The organism is Thermohalobaculum xanthum, from assembly GCF_016623495.1.
In the GTDB taxonomy this organism is placed as follows: domain Bacteria; phylum Pseudomonadota; class Alphaproteobacteria; order Rhodobacterales; family Rhodobacteraceae; genus Thermohalobaculum; species Thermohalobaculum xanthum.
On sequence record NZ_JAEHHL010000034.1, the window covers coordinates 1 to 242 of the forward strand.

Here is a 242-nt window from a genome sequence, read left to right on the forward strand (position 1 = left end):
TGGCTAAAAAGAAGCAGGCGCGCATTGATGATGTGGTGGATTTCCTGAAAAACGCCCGTGATAACGACCAGTATGTCGAGTCACCGACCATCCGCAGCCGTCTGGACGAAATGATTGTGCTGCTTGACCAGTACACTGCCAACGGCACTTACGGCCGGTATTTTAACTCTGATGAACCGTCCCTGCGGGATGATGCCAGAATGGTGGTGCTGGAGCTGGGTGGGCTGGAAGACCGTCCGTCA

General features: G+C 54.5%; 1 protein-coding gene. It reads left to right on the top strand.

From position 1 onward, the window contains the following. Nucleotides 1–242: hypothetical protein (locus tag H0I76_RS19305; RefSeq protein ID WP_200613832.1), on the top strand; the 242-nt coding region annotated here is incomplete at both ends.